This is a genomic window from Myxococcus vastator (genome assembly GCF_010894475.1).
Classification (GTDB): domain Bacteria; phylum Myxococcota; class Myxococcia; order Myxococcales; family Myxococcaceae; genus Myxococcus; species Myxococcus vastator.
Genome location: NZ_JAAIYB010000170.1, coordinates 1 through 15,957, shown reverse-complemented (window position 1 = coordinate 15,957; position 15,957 = coordinate 1). Strand labels below are relative to the sequence as shown.

Annotated in this window: 11 protein-coding genes, 5 tRNA genes and 1 other RNA gene; 13 read left to right on the top strand and 4 right to left on the bottom strand. The window is 70.5% G+C overall.

Annotated features, from left to right (window positions below):
• The 9 genes from G4D87_RS18230 to ffs all read left to right on the top strand — a co-directional run.
• A partial coding sequence (locus G4D87_RS18230; RefSeq protein WP_163783334.1) for a tetratricopeptide repeat protein occupies positions 1-3,150 on the top strand: 3,150 nt, incomplete at its 5' end.
• A 114-nt stretch (positions 3,151-3,264) separates the two neighbouring features.
• Positions 3,265-4,545 (top strand): serine--tRNA ligase, encoded by a 1,281-nt coding sequence (gene serS, locus G4D87_RS18225; protein ID WP_163783337.1) that lies wholly within the window; start codon positions 3,265-3,267, stop codon positions 4,543-4,545.
• Positions 4,546-4,638: 93 nt separating this feature from the next.
• Positions 4,639-4,725, top strand: a tRNA-Ser gene (locus tag G4D87_RS18220).
• A gap of 44 nt (positions 4,726-4,769) precedes the next feature.
• A tRNA-Ser gene (locus G4D87_RS18215) sits at positions 4,770-4,859 on the top strand.
• 29 nt (positions 4,860-4,888) lie between these two features.
• Positions 4,889-4,965 (top strand) — tRNA-Arg (locus tag G4D87_RS18210).
• Positions 4,966-4,985: 20 nt separating this feature from the next.
• Positions 4,986-5,450 carry a tRNA adenosine(34) deaminase TadA gene (gene tadA, locus G4D87_RS18205; RefSeq protein WP_163783333.1) on the top strand — a complete coding sequence of 155 codons (465 nt, stop codon included), beginning with the start codon at positions 4,986-4,988 and terminating at the stop codon, positions 5,448-5,450.
• A 5-nt stretch (positions 5,451-5,455) separates the two neighbouring features.
• A tRNA-Ser gene (locus G4D87_RS18200) sits at positions 5,456-5,542 on the top strand.
• Between the two features lie 12 nt (positions 5,543-5,554).
• A tRNA-Ser gene (locus tag G4D87_RS18195) sits at positions 5,555-5,641 on the top strand.
• 30 nt (positions 5,642-5,671) lie between these two features.
• Positions 5,672-5,764, top strand: an RNA gene (gene ffs / locus G4D87_RS18190) — signal recognition particle sRNA small type.
• Between the two features lie 65 nt (positions 5,765-5,829).
• On the opposite strand, the gene G4D87_RS18185 is transcribed toward ffs, so the two are convergent.
• Positions 5,830-7,287: a glycosyltransferase family protein gene (locus G4D87_RS18185; RefSeq protein ID WP_371928557.1), complete on the bottom strand. Its 1,458-nt coding sequence runs from the start codon at positions 7,285-7,287 to the stop codon at positions 5,830-5,832.
• A 157-nt stretch (positions 7,288-7,444) separates the two neighbouring features.
• Here G4D87_RS18185 and dnaX point away from each other — a divergent pair, with 157 nt between their 5' ends.
• The 4 genes from dnaX to recR all read left to right on the top strand — a co-directional run bounded on the left by dnaX (position 7,445) and on the right by recR (position 10,836).
• Complete coding sequence (gene dnaX / locus G4D87_RS18180; protein ID WP_140789064.1) at positions 7,445-8,653, top strand: DNA polymerase III subunit gamma/tau; 1,209 nt, start codon at positions 7,445-7,447, stop codon at positions 8,651-8,653.
• Between the two features lie 124 nt (positions 8,654-8,777).
• A complete protein-coding gene (locus G4D87_RS18175) occupies positions 8,778-9,824 on the top strand; it encodes a DNA polymerase III subunit gamma/tau (RefSeq protein ID WP_371928556.1) in 1,047 nt (348 codons plus the stop codon).
• Between the two features lie 94 nt (positions 9,825-9,918).
• Positions 9,919-10,236, top strand: a complete 318-nt coding sequence (locus tag G4D87_RS18170) for a YbaB/EbfC family nucleoid-associated protein (protein WP_163783332.1) — start codon at positions 9,919-9,921, stop codon at positions 10,234-10,236.
• A gap of 6 nt (positions 10,237-10,242) precedes the next feature.
• The gene (gene recR / locus G4D87_RS18165) at positions 10,243-10,836 is read left to right on the top strand and encodes a recombination mediator RecR (protein WP_163783331.1); all 594 of its coding nucleotides are present in this window, start codon (positions 10,243-10,245) and stop codon (positions 10,834-10,836) included.
• A gap of 36 nt (positions 10,837-10,872) precedes the next feature.
• Here recR and G4D87_RS18160 read toward each other — a convergent pair whose 3' ends face one another.
• From G4D87_RS18160 to G4D87_RS18150, 3 genes are all read right to left on the bottom strand, one after another.
• Positions 10,873-12,738, bottom strand: a complete 1,866-nt coding sequence (locus tag G4D87_RS18160; RefSeq protein WP_163783330.1) for a protein kinase domain-containing protein — start codon at positions 12,736-12,738, stop codon at positions 10,873-10,875.
• 2 nt (positions 12,739-12,740) lie between these two features.
• Positions 12,741-14,711, bottom strand: coding sequence for a FecR domain-containing protein (locus G4D87_RS18155; RefSeq protein WP_163783329.1), 1,971 nt, complete (start codon positions 14,709-14,711; stop codon positions 12,741-12,743).
• A partial coding sequence (locus G4D87_RS18150) for an MSCRAMM family protein (protein WP_163783328.1) occupies positions 14,708-15,957 on the bottom strand: 1,250 nt, incomplete at its 5' end. The genes G4D87_RS18155 and G4D87_RS18150, both read right to left, overlap by 4 nt.

Genomic DNA, 15,957 nt, shown 5'->3' with positions numbered 1-15,957 from the left:
CCCGCGCCCGGTGCGGATCCGTTCGCCGCCGACTTCAGCGCCCCACCGGCCCCCGCCCCCTCGGCGGATCCGTTCGCCGCCGATTTCGGCGCCGCGCCAGCGCCTGGTGCGGATCCCTTCGCCATCGACTTCGCGGAGCCTCCGGCCCCCGCGCCCGCCGTCGCCGTCAACCCGGGCGTGGACTTCGGGGACGTGGACTTCGGCGCGCCTCCGTCGCCCGGCATCCCGGACTCGCTCGAGTTCGACCCCACCGCCCGGCCGGATGACGACCTGGAGGCGGACCTCTCCGACCCGCTGCCGCCGCCGCCCAACGCGGGCCCCGCGGACGGCCTGGAGATGCTGTCCTTCATCGACGACGCGGCGGGCAAGGACGGCGGTGCCCAGGCGGGCGCCAAGGTGCGCCGCTTCCACGTCCGTCGGCGCTCGGGCAAGGTGTTCGGCCCGTTCGACGAGGGCGTCATCGTCAAGATGCTCGAGGACGGGCAGCTCCTCGGGAACGAGGACGTGTCGCTGGACTCGGAGACCTGGTCCGCCATCGGCACGATGCCCATCTTCGCCGCCGCCATCCAGCGGCTGATGGAAGGCCCCGCCAAGCTGGTGACACCCACCGCGGCGCCCGCCACCGCCGTCATCGACGCGCCCCGCGTGGACGGCGCCAGCCCGCAGGCCAACATGAAGCGGCTGGAGCAGCTCTATGAAGGCCGCATGGCCGCGGTCTCCGTGGTGGACCGCAGCGGCAACACCGAGAAGTGGAAGAAGCGCGTCCCGCTGATGATTGCCGCGGGCGTCGCCGTGGTGGTGGCGGGCATCGGCGCGGGCACGGAGTTCGGCACGCGCTACGGCGCCTTCGGCCGCCGCGCCCTCTTCCCCGCCCGCGTCTCAGACGGCTCGGCCGAGGCGAAGCAGGTGGCGGACGCGAAGCAGGCGCTGCTCACGGACACCTTCGACAGCTACAAGCAGGCCCGCGAGCTCAGCGCCAAGGTGCTCCAGCAGAAGGAGTACCCGGAGGTGCGCTCGCTGTGGTGCCAGTCCGTCTACTACCTCCAGCGCCGCTACGCCGCGGGCAATCCGAACGAGATGAGCCGCTGCCGGCAGGACCTGGAGGACATCGAGTTCCTGGGTGAGAAGGACGTGGACGTCATCAAGGCGTCCGCGGCGATCGCGCTCACCTCCCGGCAGGCGGACTCGGTCATCCCCACCCTGAGCGGCGCCTACGGCCGCGAGGACACCCAGGGCGACCTGGAGCTGGCCTTCCTGCTGGCCGAGGCCTACTCGCAGAAGCGCGACGAGAAGCGCGCCCTGGACACGCTGAACAAGGTGCTGGCGAAGAACCCCAAGTCCGCCAAGGCCCATCACGCCGTGGGAAACCTGCACCAGGCCGCCGACCGCGCCGACGAAGCCGCCGCCGCCTATGCCGCGGCCCTGGAGGCGGACCCCAAGCACGTGGCCTCCGCGGTGGAGCTGGCCGCGGTGGAGCTGCTGGTCCGCAAGGACGTGGCGAAGGGCACGGAGGCCGTTGAGCGGGCGCTGGCCGCGGACGTCCAGTCCGCCCTGGGCCCCGCGGAGATCGCCCGTGCCCGCGGCCTCAAGGGCGTGGCGATGTTCCAGCAGCACCAGCCGAAGGAGGCCGAGGCCGAGCTGAAGGCCGCCCTGGAGATGGACGCGAAGTCCACCTTCCTCCGTGGCCAGCTGGCGCGCGTGCTGCGCGCCCAGCGCAACTTCGAGGGCGCCCTGCCCATCTACAAGGCGCTGGCGACCGAGGAGCCCAACAACCTGGAGTTCGCGGATGGCCACATCACCGCGCTGGTGATGACCGGAAAGATGCAGGACGCGCTGGAGGCCGTGAAGAAGGCCAACGGCGTGTTCCCCAACGAGGCGCGCATCGCCTACCTCTACGGACGCATCGAGGACGCGCTCGACAACCTCTCCGACGCGGAGGGCCACTACAAGCGCGCCATCGCCGCGGACGACAACCTGGTGGAGGCCCGCCTCTACCTGGGCCGCTTCTACCTGGCCCAGCGCCGCAACGCGGAGGCGCGGCCCCAGCTCGAGGAGGCGGCGAAGAAGGCACCGGAGAACGCGGGCGTGCGCGCGGGCCTCGGCGAGCTGGCCCTGGCGGAGAACAACACGCTGCTGGCCCAGCAGGAGTTCGAGCGCTCCGTGAAGCTCGACCCCATCCTGGCGGACGCCCACCTGGGCCTGTCCCGCGTGGCCCTGCTGACGGACGACCTGGAGACGGCGAAGGCGGAGGCCAACCGCGCCCTGGAGCTGGACCCGCACCTGCTGAAGGACGGCCGGCTGCAGCGCGGGCTCGTGCTGTGGCGCCTGGGCCAGCTGGAAGAGGCCGTGGCGGAGCTGGAGAAGGCCAAGACGGAGGACCCGCGCTCCACCACCATCCCGATTACGCTGGGCGCCGTGCTGCTGGAGCGAGGCGACTTGCCGGGCGCGGAGAGCAACCTGGGCCTCGCGCTGAGCAACGAGCCCTCCAACCACGAGGCGTTCTACTACCTGGCGCTGGTGAAGGCGAAGCGGCTGGAGTTCACCCAGGCCCTGGACAACATGCGCAAGGCCGTGGAGCGGGCCCCCAACCGCCCCGACTACCACTACGCCTACGGCGTCATCCTGCGGGACGCGAAGAACCTGCCGGACGCCATGAGCGCGTGGCGCAAGACGGTGGAGCTGGATGGCGCCCACGCGGATGCCCACGAGGCGCTCGGTCACGCCCTGCTGGAGGGCAGCCAGTTCGACGAGGCCATCACCTCGTTCGAGGCCAGCCTCAAGGCCGACCCCCGCCGCACGCGGGTGCTGGGCTCCATTGGGGATGCGTACTTCGCCGCCGCGCGCTGGAACGACGCCATCAAGCGGTACCAGTCGGCCCTGAAGGCGGACCCCAAGCTCACCTACGTCTATTACAAGGTGGCCCGCGCCTTCACCGAGCAGGCCCAGCACGCCAAGGCCATCGACTGGTACCGCAAGGCCACCAGCCTCGATTCGGAGAACCCCATGGCCTACTACTACCTGGGCTTCGCCTATAAGGAGCGCAACAAGCGCCGGGAGGCCGTGCAGGCCTTCAAGGACTACCTCTCCCGCAAGCCGGACGCGACGGACAAGAAGGACATCGAGGACGAAATCTACGACCTGCAGAACTGAGGGGTCCTCCCCTCCCCCGGAGTCAGGGCGGAGGGGGCGCGGCGTCCGGCCTTGAGCACCCCAGGCGTGAGGAACCTTGCTGGCCTCACCCGGGGTGACTACAAGGCGTGCTCCATGCTGGACCTCCGGAACGTTGCGCAGAACTTCGATGCGGTGGTCGCCCGGCTCAAGACGCGGGGCGGCAACCTGGATTTGGGCCCCTTCCAGCGGCTCTTCGCCGAGCGCCGCGAGCTGTATGTCTCCGTGGAGTCGCTGGCCGCGCGCCGCAACGCCGCCAACGAGGAGATGAAGCGCAAGGCGAAGGAGGACCCGAAGGCGCTGGACGCGCTCCGCGGCGACCTCCGCGCCGTCTCCCAGGAAATCAAGGAGAAGGAAGCGCGCCTCAAGGATGTGGAGGAGGAGCTCAACCGCATCCTCCTGCTCATCCCCAACGTGCCCCATGAGTCCGTCCCCCAGGGCGGCGGCGCCGAGGACAACGTCCAGGTGGCCGTCTGGGGAAACAAGCCCGACCTGCTCTTCGCCCCCAAGCAGCACTTCGAGCTGGGGGAGAAGCTGGGCATGCTCGACTTCGAGCGCGCCGCCAAGGTGTCCGGCAGCCGCTTCACCTTCTACAAGGGCGCGCTGGCCCGGCTGGAGCGGGCGCTCGTCACCTTCATGATCGACGTGCACACCAGCAAGGGCTACACGGAGCTGCTCCCGCCCTACCTGGTGCTGCGCGAGACGATGATGGGCACCGGTCAGCTCCCCAAGTTCGAGGACGACGTCTTCAAGACGATGGGCGAGCCGGAGCGCTTCCTCATTCCCACCGCGGAAGTGCCCGTCACCAACTACCACGCGGACGAAATCCTGGAGGGCGAGTCCCTGCCCATCCGCTACTGCGCCTTCAGCCCCAGCTTCCGGGCCGAGGCGGGCGCCGCCGGCAGGGACACCCGCGGCCTCATCCGCCAGCACCAGTTCCACAAGGTGGAGCTGGTGAAGTTCGCCCACCAGGAGAAGAGCCTGGACGAGCTCGAGGCCATGACGGACGACGCCTGCGACATCCTCCGCCGCCTGGGCCTCCACCACCGCGTCATGCTCCTGTGCACCGGAGACATGGGCTTCAGCGCCCGGAAGACGTACGACATCGAGGTCTGGCTCCCCGGCCAGGACAGCTACCGGGAGATTTCGTCCTGCTCCGACTGCGGCGACTTCCAGGCCCGCCGGGCGAAGATTCGCTACCGGGCCCAGAAGGGGGACAAGCCCCAGCTCGCCCACACGCTCAACGGCAGCGGCCTGGCGGTCGGCCGGACGACCATCGCCATCCTGGAGAACTACCAGCGCGAGGACGGAAGCGTGGCCATTCCGGAGGCGTTGGTGCCGTACATGGGCGGTTTGAAGGAGCTGAAACCGATTTGAGTCTGAATCCGGCTTGCAACGCGCGAAGAATCAGGTAGAAGGGCGGCCCCACGGACGTCGGTCCGGGGGGTGCCAAGTCGGCCCCGGTGGTATGGAGGCGTGGCCGAGCGGTTGAAGGCAGCGGTCTTGAAAACCGCAGAGGGTGAAAGCCCTCCGTAGGTTCGAATCCTACCGCCTCCGAGTTTTTGTTCTTGAGTTTGTTGGCTCTTTGACAGAGAAGAGTTGGAGAGATGGCCGAGAGGCTGAAGGCACAGGTTTGCTAAACCTGCATACTCGAAAGGGTATCGAGGGTTCGAATCCCTCTCTCTCCGCCACTTGTTGTTGTAGCAGCGCCGGAAGAAATGCTCCCTTAGCTCAGCTGGATAGAGCGTCGGACTACGAATCCGAAGGCCGGAGGTTCGAATCCTCCAGGGAGCGCCACTTCTTTCGAGCAGTTCTCCATGAGTGACGAAGCTTTCATGCAGCAGGCGTTATCGCTCGCGCGGGAAGCAGCGGAACTCGGAGAGGTCCCCGTAGGTGCGGTGGCAGTGCTGGACGGTGAAGTCGTTGGCACTGGTTTCAATCGCCGCGAAGTGGACCGCAATCCGCTCGCTCACGCGGAAATGTTGGCAATGGATGCCGCAGCCCGGAGAATCGGTGCCTGGCGGCTCTCGGGGGTCACCCTGTATGTGACGCTTGAGCCATGTGCCATGTGCGCCGGAGGTCTGGTGCAGTCTCGCGTGACACGACTCGTCTTCGGTGCATTCGATCCGAAGGCCGGTGCGGTGGGTTCGCTGTACAACCTGGTCGAAGAGCCTCGACACAATCACCGGCTCCAAGTCACGAGTGGTATCCTGGCGGACGAGAGCCGCCTGCTTTTGAAGACGTTCTTCGGGCGCTTGCGCGCGAAGAAACGTGACAATTGAATACTGGAGAGCTGGCCGAGTGGTCGAAGGCACCTGACTCGAAATCAGGCATACCGGTAACGGTATCGTAGGTTCGAATCCTACGCTCTCCGCTCCAGATTTTTGGAGAGGTGGCCGAGCGGTTGAAGGCGCACGCCTGGAACGCGTGTATATCTGAAAGGGTATCGTGGGTTCGAATCCCACCCTCTCCGTTGTTGTTTCCGCAGTACGTGGTTACATACTTTATGGTCGGGACAACGTGGGGGCGCGAACCCCGCCAGGTCCGGAAGGAAGCAACGGTAGCGTACTTCCGCGTGTGTCCCGGCCGTCTTTTTGAAGAGCCGGTGTCCTGTCAAAGGGCACCGGCTCTTCGCCTTTGCGGGCTGGCCGCTCCCCTCCCCTACTCGCGGGAGAGAATCGTCTCGCGGCCCACCTTCCGGACGATGTGGAAGCCGCCGGCCTGGAGCTCGTCGAGCGCGCGGTCCTCGAAGGTGACGGCGCGGTTGAACGTCTTGTCCCGTAGCGCGCGCTGGAATGCGCCGTCGTGGGGCCAGTCACAGGTGAGCCAGGGAATCCGCTTCCCCAGGTAGAAGAAGCCGCCCGAGCCCCACAGCCCCTCGTTGACGATGAGCAGCCCCCGCGCGTTGCCCCGGGTGGCGGCGACAATCGCCCGGAGCTGGTCCGCCCGCAGGTCTCCGGAGGGGAAGAAGGCCGCTGCCCCCAGGCTGGCGACCAGCGCGAGTCCCGCCAGGGCCCACCGCCCCGTTGGCCGGGCAAGCTGGACAAGGCCCGCCGCCACGGGTGGCGCCGCGGCCAGCACCCCCAGCACCAGGCCGGGATAGAGGAAGCGCTCCTCCTTGTGCGCGGTGGCCAGGAGCACGCCGGTGTACACGGCGGCGCACCACAGCGGCAGGGACACGGCGCGGCGTCGGCGAAGCGCGGCGATTCCCACGGGCACGGCGGCCCAGGCCCAGAGGGGCACCGCGGTGAACAGCGGCTTCACGTAGAAGCTCGGGGCGTCAGCGCCGAACTGGGCCGCGGCCTTCCCAGAGAAGACGTTGAAGCGGACATAGGCGAAGAAGGAGTGGAACGGCGAGCCCCACGTCACCCAGTCCAGCGCGCCGAGCGCTACCGCCACGCCCACTCCGCCCGCGCAGGTGAAGGCGAGCAGTCGCCACTGCCGCGCCGCCGCCAGCCACACCAGCGCCGCCAGGACGAAGATGGACGACGGGTAACGGGCCACCACCGCCAGCCCCAGGGCCAGGCCGCCCACGAGCCCCGCCCTCGCGAGCCGCGCGCTGCGGTCCAGCGCCTCCACGGCGACGATGAGCAGCGAGGCGGAGATGGACTCGGCCAGGGTGCGCCCCGCGAAGACGAGCACCGGGCCGTAGAGCCCCACGAGCAACGTCGACAGCAGGCCACCCGCGGTCCCCGCTCGGCGCTGGGCGAAGCGGTACGCGGCCCAGAGACTCCAGGCGTGCAAGGCCACCTGCGGAAGGGCCACCACGACGCGGTAGGCCCGCGGGTGGGTGATGCCCAGCAGGTCCGCCAGCTTGAGGAAGCCGGCCAGGACACCGGGCACGGCCCAGTTGCGGAGGCCCTCACGCCACTCCCACGCCAGGACGCCGTAGCCGTGGACGCGCCACCAGGCGGGCTCCAGGGATTGGTACACCTCATCCGGGTGGATGCGGCCCAGTTGCACCACCGCGAGGAGGCCAGGCAGCAGCGCCACGGCCCCCAGAAGCCAGCGCATCCAGTTCCGGGCCGGCGCCTCTGGCGGCGTGAGCTCGGGCTCCAGCGAGGTGGGCGCGGGTGTCGGGTTGGCGTCAGTGGGCGTGGCGAGGAGGGGGGCGGACACGGGCGCGGCCGACTCTTCCCGCCCGCGTTCCCGGACGCAAGGTGTGAAGCGCTCGGTTGCCCGCCCCAGGTCCGAGCCTGACGGGGAGTGGAATCCCACCTCGTGGGAGGGCAACGACATGGATACTTCACGCCGCCGTGTTTAGATGACGCCCCCCATGAGCTACCTCGTTCTCGCCCGGAAATGGCGCCCACAGAAGTTCGACGACATGACCGGACAGGAGCACGTCGTCCGGACGGTCGCGAACGCCATCAAGATGGACCGGGTCGCGCACGCGTACCTGTTCTGTGGCCCTCGTGGCGTGGGCAAGACGACGGCCGCGCGCCTGCTCGCCAAGGCGCTCAACTGTGAGAAGGGCCCCACCGCCCAGCCTTGTGGCGAGTGCCGTGCCTGCACGGAGATTGCCGCCGGCACCAGCGTGGACGTCGCGGAAATCGACGGTGCCTCCAACAACGGCGTCGAGAACGTCCGCGAGATTCGCGAGAACGCGAAGTACCTGCCCCAGCGGGACCGGCACAAAATCTACATCATCGACGAGGTCCACATGCTGTCGGGAGCGGCGTTCAACGCGCTGCTCAAGACGCTGGAGGAGCCGCCCGGGCACGTGAAGTTCATCTTCGCGACCACCGAGGCGCACAAGCTCCCGGACACCATCCTGTCGCGGTGCCAGCGCCACAACTTCCGTCGGATTCCGGCGGCGCGGATGCTTCAGCGGCTCCAGGAAATCTGCAAGGCGGAGGGCGCTGGTATCTCCGACCGCTCGCTGTCGCTGGTCGTACGCCAGTCCGAAGGTGGCATGCGCGATGCGCTGAGCCTCCTGGACCAGGTGCTCGCCTCGTGCGGCGCCAACCCCTCCGACGAGGAAGTGGCCGACGCGCTGGGCGCCATCGACCGGACGCTGGTGCAGGACTTCGCCGATGCGCTCGTCCACAAGGACGCGAAGCGGGTGCTGGAGCGCGTGGAAGAAGTCTTCAACCGCGGCCTGGACTTGAAGCGCCTGGCCGAGGAGCTGGCCTTCCAACTGCGGCACCTCTTCGTCACCAAGACGCTGGGCAAGGCGCCCGACGAGCTGGCCGAGTCCGAGCAGAAGGCGCTGATGGCGTTGGCCCAGGACGCGGAGGCCGCGCAGCTCACGCGCCTCTTCGACGTGGTGCACGGCTGCATCTGGGACGTGTCGCGCGCGGCCCAGCCTCGGCTGGCCCTGGAGATGGCGCTGCTCAAGGCCATCCAGTTGTCGCCGGGGGGTTCCATTCCCGAGCTGCTTGCCCGCGTGGACAAGCTCGCCGCGGGGATGGGTGAAGGTTCCGCGAAGTCGAACGCTGGAGCGCCGGGAGGTCGCTCCAGTCCCGCGAACTTTCGCGCCTGAAGGACGACACGACGCCTCCGTGATGCAGGCCGCGGCCCCGGCCCCACGTCCGTGGGAAGCCAGGGGTGCGCCTGAAGGACTGACGCCCGCGCGCGTCGCCGAGCCACCGGCGCCGATGGCGGCCGTGCGCCAGGAAGAACCGCCGCGCATGGGCCACGCGGGAGCCATGCCCCCGGCCGAGCCGCCGCCGCCCGGGCCCCACATGGAGGGCCTGTCACCGTCAGCGGACCGGCCCCTGTCGTTCCTCCGCAACGGTGGGGGCGCCGCACCGTCCCCGCAGGGCTACCAGGCCACTCAGGGAGTCCCCACCGGCCCGGTGCTGGATGGACTGTCACCTTCCGCCGCGCGCCCGCTCTCGTTCCTCCGCAACGGTGGCTCGGCCCAGGCGCCCACGGCCCCGACGTCCCTGCCCTCCGTGCCTCCCGCGGGCGCCACGCCGCTGTCGCGCACCACCGAGCCCGCGCCGTCGGTCCGCGTCACCAACATCCGCCGACCCGAGCCCGTCGCGCCGCCGGAATCGCCGCCCTACGCGGAGGAAGAGGACGCGCGCTACTACCCCGAGGAGAACTCCCCTGAAGGCTGTGCCTCCGGTGAGTGCCTCCCCGAAGTCGCCGCCGCGCCTCCGCCTCCCGCGCCAGCGCCCGAGCCCGTCATCCACCACGAGCCCGAGCCCGAGCCGCCGCCGCCCACCCGCTCCCGGGACAACCCCAATCTGCCCCTCATCGAGCGTTGGCGGGCCGCCGTGGAGACGGTGAAGGCCTCCCATCCCCGGCAGGGCGCGGCGCTCTCCAACGGGCGCCTGCTGTCCATGAAGAATGGCGAAATCGTCCTCGGCTTCCTGCCCGTGGCCGGCTTCCACCGCATGGCCGTCAACGCCACCGCGGGCAAGGCCGCCGTGGACAAGGCCCTGGCCGAGCACTTCGGCCGCCCGGTGAAGCTCACCGTCCAGGATGCGTCTCCGGACGACCCCCGGCTGGGTCCCAGCCTGGCCGAGCAGGACGCGCAGACTCGCGCCACCCACGAGAAGAACACGGACAGCAAGGTCCGCGGTCACCCCGCCGTCCGGGCGGTGCTCAAGTTCCTGGGGGGCGAAATCGAACACATCCAGGTCTACGAGCCCGAGCGCCCCGGGGCCGTGCCAGCGGCCGACACTCCCGACGACAGCGCCTGACAACCGCCTCGCGCAACGGTAGGGTGGCGCCCCATTCCACGCCGGGGCGGGGCCACGTCCATGGCACCCGCTCCCACGAGCACCGAGGAAGCATATGCCTGGCGTCGACCTGAACTACTTCATCCGGCAGGCGAACAAGCTGACGGAGAAGATTGAAGAGCGGAAGCAGCAGCTGGCGGATGAGAGCGTGGAGGCCAAGGCCGGTGACGGCCGCGTCACCGTCGTCGCCAATGGCATCCAGGAGATCCGCAGCATCAAGATCGACAAGGAAGCCATCGACCCCAACGACACGTCGATGCTCGAGGACCTCATCACCGCCGCGGTGAACGCCGCCCTGGCGAGCAGCCGGCAGCACATGCAGCGCGAGCTCGCGAAAATCTCCGGCGGCGTCAAAATCCCCGGCGTTACCTGATACCGGATGACCCCCGATCCGCTGAATCGACTCGTCGCCCAGTTGGCGAAGCTGCCGGGCATTGGCGAGAAGACCGCGCAGCGCCTCGCGTTCCACATCCTGCGGGCGCCGGGTGAGTACGCCGCGGAGCTGTCGCAGGCCATCCACGAGGTGAAGGAGAAGGTGCACCTGTGCGTGCGCTGCTTCTCCCTCACCGACGCGGAGACCTGCAACTTCTGCCGGGACACGCGGCGCGACGAGCGCGTCCTGTGCGTGGTGGAGACGTTCGCCGACCTGATGGCGCTGGAGCGCACCCGTGAGTTCAAGGGCCGCTACCACGTCCTGCACGGCGTGCTGTCTCCCCTGGAGGGCGTGGGCCCCGACCAGCTCCGCATCCGCGAGCTGCTGGAGCGCCTCAACGACAGCCGGGTGGAGGAGCTCATCCTCGCCACCAACCCGGACGTCGAGGGCGAAGCCACCGCGCTCTACCTGACCCGCCTGCTCAAGCCCATGGGCCTGCGTGTCACCCGCATCGCCCAGGGCCTGCCCATGGGCGGCGACCTGGAGTTCGCCGACCAGGCCACGCTCGCCAAGGCACTCTCCGCCCGCCGCGACCTGTAGGCCCCTCACGGTGGCGGCGCGAGCCACCTCGCGCCGCTACTGCGTCACCCGCCACGAGAAGGGCATCACCACCGTGACCTCCTGGTCCCGGTGGGGCGGGAAGCGAAGGCGCTCCGCCTGGGCCTCCAGGCAGCGACCCACGCCCGACGAAGCCAGCGGTCCCCGCGTCCCCGCCCGCACCTTGCCCGACGAGACGATGGTGAGCTGCACCTGCACCTCGCCCTGGCTCGAAGGCAGGTCCGCCTTGTAGCGCTCGAAGCACGTGGTGATGCGCGCCCGTCCCCGCGAGACGACACGCTGCACGTCGTCGATGCCCAGCGTCACCCGCTTCTGCGACGACGCCTTCTTCGACCGCACAGGGGCAGGGTCCGCCACCTCTTCATCCGCCTCCGGCGCGGCATCGGTCGCAGCTCCCGCGAGCCCGGCTTCGACCGGCTCCGGCGGCGCCTGCTCCGGCGCGGCCACGGCGCCCCCCGCCCCATTCGTCACGGACTCCGTCGGCGAGCCGGCCTGAGCGGCGGCCTCCACCGGTGGTGCCACGGCCTCCACGATGGGCGCCGTCGCCGGGACCAGCGACACCGAGGCAGGCGTCGTCACCCACTGCCGGTATCCAACGATGCCCGCCGCCGCCAGCAACAAGCCGCCCGCCAATCCCACCGCCAGCGTGCGCCAGCGTCGGCCTCCTGCCGTGGTGGCGGGCTCCGGTGACGCCGGCCCGCGGGAAGCCGCGCCATGGGCGGGCACGCCCGGCGAAGACGGCCGCATGGACATGCCGGGCCGCTGCGCGGACGTGGCGTCACCGTCCCGGGCAAGCACGCCATACAGATTCGTCCCCTGCGGCTCCGCGCCCTGCGCCTGCGCCCCTTCCGCGGCGCTTCCGTACGTCGCGGTGAGCGTGGCCAACGTGGGGATGCGCGAGCGCTCGGTGAAGCGCTCCTCGCCGAAGTGGCCCTTCAAGAAGGCGCCGAGCGGCATCGCGCCCGAGCCGCTGAGGTGCTCCGAGAGGAACGTCTCCAGCGCGTCCGCGAACGCCTCCGCCGTGGGGTAGCGGTCCTCCGGCTTGAAGGCCATGGCCTTGAGGAGGATGGCCTCCAGCTCCTCGGGCAGGTCCGGCCGCAGCTCGCGCGGCGGCTTGAGCTCGCCCTGCAGCAGCGCGTTGAGCACCGCCAGGTCGTTCTCCCGGGAGAAGGGCCGCACATGCGTGAGCGCCTCGTACAGGCTCACGCCCAGCGCGAAGACGTCCGCGCGGCGGTCCACCTCCTTGCCGCGCGCCTGCTCCGGCGCCATGTACATGTACTTGCCCTTCACCACGCCGGTGCGCGTGTTGACGAGCCGCGACTCCGCCTTGGCGATGCCGAAGTCCAGCACCTTCACCTGCCCCTGGTACGTCAGGTACAGGTTCGACGGAGAGATGTCGCGGTGGACGACGTTGAGCGGCTGTCCGGCCTCGTTGGTGAACTCGTGCGCGAAGTGCAGCCCGCGCGCCGCGTCGATGAGGACGCGCAGCACCACGGGGAGCGGCACGTAGTGGCGCTTGCGCCCGGCCAGCCGCAGCGTCGTGGAGAAGTCCTCGCCCGCGAGGTACTCCATGCAGATGTAGTAGCAGCCCTCGGCGAAGCCCAGCTCCTGAATCTGGACGATGTTGGGGTGGGCCAGCTTCGCCGCCAGCCGCGCCTCGTCCCGGAACATCTCCACGAAGTCGGGGTTGTTCGTCAGGTGCGGCAGCATCCGCTTGATGACGACGTTGCGCTCGAAGCCGTCGGCGCCCAGCAGCTTGGCGAGGAAGATTTCCGCCATGCCGCCTTCGGCCAGCTTCCGCACGAGCACGTACGGGCCATAGGGCTGCAGCAGGGGAACAAGGCCCGCGTCCGGCACAGGCAGGGTCGTCTGGGGGGGGGACATCCTCACGGCCCTCGCTGTTTCAGGGTGCGCACCGTATGGACCGCCGGGGCACCAGGACGCGTCATCTTAAACACCAATACGGGCGGCGAGCCCACCGGCGCCACCCAGGTGTTGAACCGGTGTTTGCCATCCAGCGCCACCGGGCGTCCATTGATGGACAGGCGGGCGTCCACAGGCGCGACACCGGCCGCGCGCACCCTCGCGCCCGCCGCCTGTCCGTTGCGCGGTGTGGACACCATGAGCACCGGCACCGAGTTGTCGTAGACCAGCTCCAGCTTGTTCATCCGTCCCCCCTTGAGCTGTGCACCCGTGGCGGAAAGCGGCGTGACGGACCAGAGGTAGCTGCCCTCGCGCAGCGCGCCCGCGTCCAGCGCGGCGCGAGTCTCCGTCACGGTGCGCTCGGCCACCGGCGTATCCAATGCCCCCGCGCGGTACACCGCCACACGGTAGCGCGTCGCGGAGCTCTCCGCGGCATAGGTGAAGGTCACCGCCGGGGGCTTGTCCTGGTAGAAGATGGTCGTCTTCTCCGGCCCCTCGGGCACCACGTTGCGCACCCGCGCCAGCGAGCGCACCGCGCGCTCCGGCGCGAACGACGCGCTGCCCGACACCTGCGTCCCATCCTCGCGGCGCACCCGCCAGTGGAGCCTGCCGCGCGCCGGCGCCGGCACATTGATGAAGGGACGGTACACCGTGCCCGACAGCACCGGCCGCGTGAAGGCCGCGTCCTCCGCGACCTCCACCGTGGCCTCGCCCGCCCCTTCCCAGGTGATGGCCACCTCCCGCAGCCCTGGATGGAACACCTCCGCGCCGTTGACGACGCCCAGGGCCAGTGGCGCGGGCTCGAGCGGCTCCACGCGTGGCGCCTGCGCGGAGGACGCATCCACCGTGGCGCGCTCACCCGCTCGCAGCGCCTGCCGGGCGTCTCCGCGCACCAGCGTCACCTCTCCGGTGAGGGCATCCACCCGATAGCCCGCGGCCGTGCGGCGCACCGCCAGCCGCGCCTCGCCGCCGCCCTCCACCCGCAGCCCTGGCAGCACCAGCCGGCTGGTGCGCCCCCGCGCGAGCTGCAGGTTCAGCCAGCCCCTCAACAAGTCGAAGCGCGCCTCGTCCGTGGCGCCGCCCTGCTCCGCCGACGTCAGCACCAGCTCCGCGTCCGAGCCCAGGGACGCCACCGTGGCCGAGCCCTCCAGCGCGAGCACCGCGGAGCCTCCACGCCGGGTGCGCACGCTGCCTCCCGGCGACAGCACCTCGCCCTGCTTCGCCACCGGACGCCAGGCCAACGCCCCCTTGGCCCGCACCTCCGCGCGCCCCGTCCCCAGCCGCACCGTCACCGGAATCGGCGCCAGCTCCAGGACCCGCGCCCCGCGAGCCACCAGCTCCGTCCGGCCGGACGTCGCCTCCACCGTCTCGCCTTCGGATGCGCGCAGCGTCTTGCCGTCACGGCCCACGAACTCGATGGCGCCCAGCCGCACCTCCACGCTGCCCGCGTCCTCGGCCACCTGCACGCGCACTTCACTGGGTTCATCCGCCCCCACGCGCGTGAGGCCGAAGGGCGTGCGGATGGTCAACGCCACCTTCGCGCCCTGGCCCGGGCGCTTCTCACCCGCGGGCACGCGCGACAGCAGGATGCCGCGCTCCACCTGGAGCACGATGCCTCCCGATTCCGCGCCCAGCGCGAAGCGCGCATCCGGCCCCACCTCCACGGAGCGGCCATCCGGGAAACGCACCGTGGCCGCGCCCCCCGAGGCCGTCTCCACCGCGTCGCCTCCGTACAGGGGGCCTTCCTGGGCGGGCCCCTGCTTGCCACCTCGCTCCAGGCGCACGTCGCCGCGCAAGCCCTCCAGGCGTCCCAGCACCTCGCCCGCGCCCGCATCAACCACCTCCGAGGGCCCCGGAGGCGGCGCCACGGCGTCATCATCACACCCCGCGACGAGGAGCAGCAGGACCAGGAACCAACGACACGGGGCACTCACCGTTTCCCCCTCGGGAAGAGGTCGACATTCAGGATGGTCCGCTCACCCTCGCGCAGGGTGATGACCTTCGTCTGGGACAGATGCCCTCGCGCGGAGAGGGTGATGCGGTAGGTGCCACCTCGCACCTGGACATTGAAGGCCCCCTTCGAATCCGTGCGCGCGCGCACCCGGGCCTTCGTGATGCGCAGGGTCGCCGCCAACGGCTTGCCCCCTCGCACGCTGCGGACCTGTCCCACCAGCGTGGCCCGCGTCCCCTTCTTCTCCGTCGCCAGGGGCACCGACAGCGTGGACTCCTGCCCGGCGATGACCACCGCGGCTTCATCCGCGGACCGGAAGCCCGAAGACGCCACCGCGACAGCCACGGGCCCTGGAGCCAGGTCCCTCACCACCGCCTGCCCCGTCAGGTCCGTGCGCACCTGCGCCGTGCCCACCGACACGCGAATGTCCGGCAGCGGCACGCCCGTCCGCGCATCCACCACCGTCACCCGCAGCGCGCCCGTGGGCGGCGGCAGCGGCGCGGCCCGGACCTCCAGCTCCGCGCGCAGGCCCTCCTCCACCGTGGCCGTCGCCTCCGCGGACGCGTACCCCTCCGCCGTCACCCGCGCGGACACCAGCCCGGGCGACAGGGACGCCACCTCGACGAGCCCTTGCGCGTCCGCCACGTGCGCCTCGCCCTCCACCACCACCCGCGCCCCGGGCAGCGGCGCGCCCGTCCGCGCGTCCAGCACGTGAAACCGCACGCTCCCGGGCACCACCACCACCGGTGCGGGCACCTGCCGCGCCACCCGGGCACCGTCATGCCACGCCAGCTCCAGCGCCGCGCCCATCCGCCGCAGCCGCTGCCGGGACTGCGTCCCATCCCCCAGCGTCACCGTGTCCTGCACGTGCTGGAAGTCCAGCACCAGCGTGCCCGTCCAGCGCTCCGCGCGCCGCATCGGCACCCGCAGCGCGGCCCCCGCGGAGAACCCCGTCGCCTCCGCTCGGGCGCCCGTGGCGTCGCGCACCGACAGCGAGACGGGCAGCTCACCGCGCGCCTCCAGCCGCAGCCCCAGCATCAGTGGAAAGCGCACCGAGCCCCCCACCACCGCCGCATGCCGCACGCCCCGGAGGAGCACCGGCTCGGTCGAGTCACTGAAGTGGGGAAGCTGCGAGAAGCCGTAGCCCGCGCCCAGCTCCGCGCGCACCGGGCCCAGGAAGAAGCGCGCCCGAGGGCCCGCCGAGGCCCGCCACAGGCTGCCCCCGGTGA

Coding starts and splice junctions, on each gene's coding strand:
- G4D87_RS18170 (WP_163783332.1), top strand. CDS start 9,919: ATGCCTGGCGTCGACCTGAACTACTTCATCCGGCAGGCGAACAAGCTG.
- tadA (WP_163783333.1), top strand. CDS start 4,986: ATGAGTGACGAAGCTTTCATGCAGCAGGCGTTATCGCTCGCGCGGGAA.
- dnaX (WP_140789064.1), top strand. CDS start 7,445: ATGAGCTACCTCGTTCTCGCCCGGAAATGGCGCCCACAGAAGTTCGAC.
- serS (WP_163783337.1), top strand. CDS start 3,265: ATGCTGGACCTCCGGAACGTTGCGCAGAACTTCGATGCGGTGGTCGCC.
- G4D87_RS18160 (WP_163783330.1), bottom strand. CDS start 12,738: ATGTCCCCCCCCCAGACGACCCTGCCTGTGCCGGACGCGGGCCTTGTT.
- recR (WP_163783331.1), top strand. CDS start 10,243: ATGACCCCCGATCCGCTGAATCGACTCGTCGCCCAGTTGGCGAAGCTG.